This window comes from Haloactinopolyspora sp. (assembly GCF_027324685.1).
In the GTDB taxonomy this organism is placed as follows: domain Bacteria; phylum Actinomycetota; class Actinomycetes; order Jiangellales; family Jiangellaceae; genus Haloactinopolyspora.
This window is the reverse complement of sequence record NZ_DAHVSH010000030.1, coordinates 1-4182: the sequence shown is the minus strand read 5'-3', so window position 1 is coordinate 4182 and position 4182 is coordinate 1. Positions and strand designations below refer to the sequence as shown.

Below are 4182 nucleotides of genomic sequence, written 5' to 3'. Positions count from 1 at the left end.
CCGGCCGACAGGTGACGGGGAGTTCCAGGTGATGATCAAACATCCGCGCCTGGCCGCGACGACCGGCGCGGTGACCCTGCGGGCGCGAGCCTGGGACAAGGCCGGAAACGAGGTCGTCCAGACCATCGAGCGAGCCTACGGACTGCGCGATTAGCCGAGAGAAGGGAGCAGAAGCGAACCCGTCAGGGGGCGAAGGGACACCCTTCGCCCCCTGACCCATGTCAGGCTCATGTGTCTCGCCGCACGGCCTCCGGGTGTCGTTCAGTCGATCCACGACGGGTCGGCGAGCAGCGCCTGAAACTCGTTCACGAGCCGACTCGTATGGAATCCGTCCGCGGCGGCGTGGTGCACCTGCACGGCGAGCGGCAGCAGCGTGCGGCCGTCTCGCTTGACATATCGCCCGAGCGTGAAGATCGGCAGCAGGTGATCCCAGCCGTGGCGGATGTGCAGCGTGAAGCCGGTGAACGGCGACCACGGCAGGCTCGAGACGTCGAAGACATGGGGCGGCAGCTCACCCTGCGGGAAGAACGAGGTGGCCGAGCGGTGCACGGCGAGCAGCTCCGCGGCGCGGTCGTGGAAGGCGGCGAAGTCGTCGACATAAGGCGTCCAGACGCACGCGAACGTCTCTCGTGCTGCGTTGAACACCGTGAACGCCGGGTGCAGCGTGGGCCAGATCGCTGGGCGGTCGGCATCGGTGAGGCACAGGCGGAACTCGTCGTGCCGATTCACGACCGAGGCCAGAGCCCAGATCTGAGTCACGTACGTCTTGCGCGACGACCGCCGCATGGCGTCAGCGAACGCCGTCACGTCGACCTCGACGGTCATTGCGTACGTGCACGGCGCTGCCCGGTGATAGTGCTCGAAGTGCTCGCGGCGTGGCCAGGTCTCCAGGTCGATCGGTACGGCAACATCCATGCGGTCATCATCGCCTGACCGGCTGGTCTGATTCGTCACCGGTGGGCGCGAGGGTCGGGAGCCGGATCTTCCGTCGCGGCGCGGTCCAGCAGCTCGTCGAGCAACGCGCGCTCGCCGGAGCTGTAGATTTCGGCGACCTGATCCAGTACGGCCTTGAGGGCGACGGCCCGCTGGCTCACCTCGGGCGGGCTGGTCGGTTTCGACGTCGTGATCGCCGCGAGGGTGGCCTCGTGTGGCCGGGGGCTGATTTTGGGGGTCGTGAAGATCGTCGTGGTGCGGATTGCCGCTTTGTGCGGCGATTTTTCGCGCGACGATCTTCACGACTGGCGATATCGGCCCGATTTCACGCGACGATCTTCACGACCTGCCAGTTCCAGCCGGAGCACACACGACGATCTTCACAACCGGTGATCGTCATGACCGATGCCTGTCCCGCTCCGACGATTCCGCGGCCAGGAGGGCGTTGCGGCGTCGCTGGCGCAGAGCGGCGGTCTTGGCGCGGTTCTGGCAGGTGGTGGAGCAGAACCGGCGCGTGTGGTTGCGACTGGTATCGACATACGCCCGGCCGCAGTTCGGATCGCTGCACACGCCGACCCGGTGCCCATGGCCGGCGGCCAGGAGCCGGCCGAGAGCCTCGGCGCAGATCGAGGTCCACATCTGAACCGGCGGCGCGTCACTGGGGTGGTGGTGCATGCGCCAGCGGCCGTCTTCCTTGGCGAGACGTGGGTGGGCGGGGTGTGCGGAGAGCATCGCGTTGAGGCGGGTGGCCGCGGCGTCATCGTCGCCGCGAGCGAGGTCGGCGACGACGCTGTGCAGTTGCTCGCCGAGCGCGACGAACCCGGGAACGTGCTCGTCGCGCACCTGGTTCACCGACCCGGGGTCAACCGCCAGGATCCGGGCCAGCGTGTCCAGGCGCTCACCACCGTCCTGCTGGACGACGAGCCGGTTGACGAGGTCGATGGCCACATGCACCCCGGCATCTGCGTAACTGTCCAAACGCACTTGACCAGTGTCCTCGCCTCTCCGTACAGTCAGGTAACTGTCGTTCGAGCATACGACAGTGACACACGATCGGCCGGAGAGGTGGCAGAGATGACCGGCATCCATGGCGCTGACCTCACCGAACCGGCCGTGCGTATTCGGGCAGCTTCGCGCGATGACGTCGACGTGACCGCACGGGTGTGGCGGGCCGCGTGGCTGGACGGGCACCGCGGTCGCGTGCCCGACGCGCTGCTCGCCATCCGCGAGCCCGAGTATTTCGCCGCCAAAGCCGCAGAGATGGTGGCATCGACGTTGTTGGCCGTCGACGGATCGGGCGCGATCGTCGGGGTGGCCATCGTGGCCGGCGACGAGCTGTCGCAACTGGCGGTGGCCCGCGAGGCCCGGCGAGTTGGGGCCGGCTCGGCCTTGCTCGCGGCGGCCGAGGCCCGCATCGCGACGAGTTTCGACGAGGCGTGGCTCTACGTCGTTCCGGACAACACCGGTGCCCGGGAGTTCTACGAGCGCCATGGCTGGATCGACGCCGGCGCGACGATCTTTGCAGCTCCGGCCGGTGACCGCAACGTGGACGTCCCGGTGCACCGCTACGTCAAGACGGTCCGCTGAGGGCCGACGTCGTCCGGCCTCAACTCTCGAGGTAGGCGGCGAGGTTGGCCAAGGACGAGGCCAGCCCGGCTGCGTGATCGGTCGGGGAGATGCCCGCCGGCACGTTGTCGGCGCGGATCTCCACCCGGGTGCCGTTGCCTTCGGCTTCCACCTGCCACGTCATCGTCATCGTGCCGGCAAAGGCGGGATAGTCGGAGACGAACTCGACGGCTTGTACGACACGCACACCGGGGACGATGTCCACGAACCGGCCTTCGACGATGTCGGAGTCCGCGGTGGCCTTGCCGGGGGCGCCCGACGCGTCGGCGTAGGTCAGTACCATCCGGTACGAGCCGCCTGGTCGTGCCTCGAAGTGGTCGAACCTGCCGGTCATCCCGGTCGGTGGCAACCACGTCGACAGTGCGTCCGGATCAACGAGGGCCGCGTAGGTCCGCTCTGGTGGTGCCGAGACCACCCGCGAAGCGCTGTCGGTACGAGCCATGAGCGCCATCGTAGGACCGAGCGGCCGACCGGGTCCGCAGCCGGGGACGCGCATCGGGACAATGGGGCCAGCACGGCGGCCGGGAACGACCGACCAACGAGAGGTGAGGGATGGCAGGCGACATCGTCCGGATCGGCGTCGTCGGCGCGGGGCAGATCGTCCGCGACCGGCACATACCAGGATTCCGGGCCGTGGGTGGCGTGCAACTGCAGTCTGTGGCGAATCGCAGCGTGGAATCGGGGGAGCGGGCGGCAGCAGAGTTCGGGTTCGCTCAGGTGCACCCGCATTGGCGCGGGGTCGTCGCCGACCCGAACGTGGACGCCGTCGTCATCGGAACGTGGCCCTACCTGCACGCTCCGGTCGCCATCGCCGCGCTCGAGGCCGGTAAGCACGTCCTGATCCAGGCCCGGTTGGCGATGGACGCCGACGAGGCGAAGGCGATTCACGCGGCGGCGCTGGCGCGCCCAGACCTGGTGTCGATGGTGGTGCCCGCGCCATTCACCTTCTGGGCCGACGCATGTGTGCGCCGGTTGCTCACCACCGGTGCCATCGGTGACCTGCGCCTGGTGCGCTGCTTCTGGGGTGGCGGCGACGGCGCCTACGATCCTGGCCCGCACTGGCGTCGAGACCGCCGTTACAGCGGGAACAACACCTTGCAGTTGGGCATCGTCTACGAGCAGCTCGCCCGGTGGGTCGGACACGCTCGATGGGTGCAGGCGGTCGAGTCGATCATCGATCCGCACAGCGAAGACGGGCCGGTGGACGTGCCCGACCTGGTGTCGGTGCACGCCGAGCTGCCCGGTCGTGCACGGTTGAACCTGGAACTCACCCCGCATGCCCGCTTCGCCGGCTCCACCGAGGTGTACTTGTTCGGTTCGGCCGGCACTCTCGTCGTCGACTTCACGGCACAGGAGATCTCGTTGCGCACCGAGACCCACGAAGAGAGGGTGGTGCCGCGACCGGACGAGCGTGGCGAGTGGCAGGTGGAGGCCGAGTTCATCGGTGCTATCCGCGGTCAGAACGACGTGCGGCTCAACGATGTCGCCACCGCGGTGCGGTACATGGAGTTCACCGATGCCGTCCGCCGCTCGGCTGCCGAAGGCCGACGCATCGGCCTGTGAGGCTGCCCCGACACGAGTCGACGGTGCGGTCGTGAGTCACGTGACACCGAAGCAGAGGAC

At 68.3% G+C, this 4182-nt stretch carries 6 protein-coding genes; 2 read left to right on the top strand and 4 right to left on the bottom strand.

The window, feature by feature from the left end:
* Nucleotides 1-261: 261 nt before the first annotated feature.
* The 3 genes from M6444_RS04275 to M6444_RS04265 form a co-directional block, all read right to left on the bottom strand.
* Nucleotides 262-915 (bottom strand): CatA-like O-acetyltransferase, encoded by a 654-nt coding sequence (locus M6444_RS04275; protein WP_298323484.1) that lies wholly within the window; start codon nucleotides 913-915, stop codon nucleotides 262-264.
* Nucleotides 916-950: 35 nt separating this feature from the next.
* Complete coding sequence (locus M6444_RS04270) at nucleotides 951-1094, bottom strand: hypothetical protein (protein WP_298323482.1); 144 nt, start codon at nucleotides 1092-1094, stop codon at nucleotides 951-953.
* A 235-nt stretch (nucleotides 1095-1329) separates the two neighbouring features.
* A complete protein-coding gene (locus tag M6444_RS04265) occupies nucleotides 1330-1917 on the bottom strand; it encodes a CGNR zinc finger domain-containing protein (protein WP_298323480.1) in 588 nt (195 codons plus the stop codon).
* 90 nt (nucleotides 1918-2007) lie between these two features.
* Between M6444_RS04265 and M6444_RS04260 the strand changes: the two genes are divergently transcribed.
* Complete coding sequence (locus M6444_RS04260) at nucleotides 2008-2520, top strand: GNAT family N-acetyltransferase (protein WP_298323478.1); 513 nt, start codon at nucleotides 2008-2010, stop codon at nucleotides 2518-2520.
* A gap of 19 nt (nucleotides 2521-2539) precedes the next feature.
* Here the strand turns inward: M6444_RS04260 and M6444_RS04255 are convergent, their stop codons facing one another.
* Nucleotides 2540-3001: an SRPBCC family protein gene (locus tag M6444_RS04255; protein WP_298323476.1), complete on the bottom strand. Its 462-nt coding sequence runs from the start codon at nucleotides 2999-3001 to the stop codon at nucleotides 2540-2542.
* A gap of 110 nt (nucleotides 3002-3111) precedes the next feature.
* On the opposite strand from M6444_RS04255, the gene M6444_RS04250 reads away from it, so the two are divergent.
* Entirely contained in the window at nucleotides 3112-4122 is a 1011-nt protein-coding gene (locus M6444_RS04250) for a Gfo/Idh/MocA family oxidoreductase (protein ID WP_298323474.1), read from the top strand.
* Nucleotides 4123-4182 lie beyond the last annotated feature (60 nt).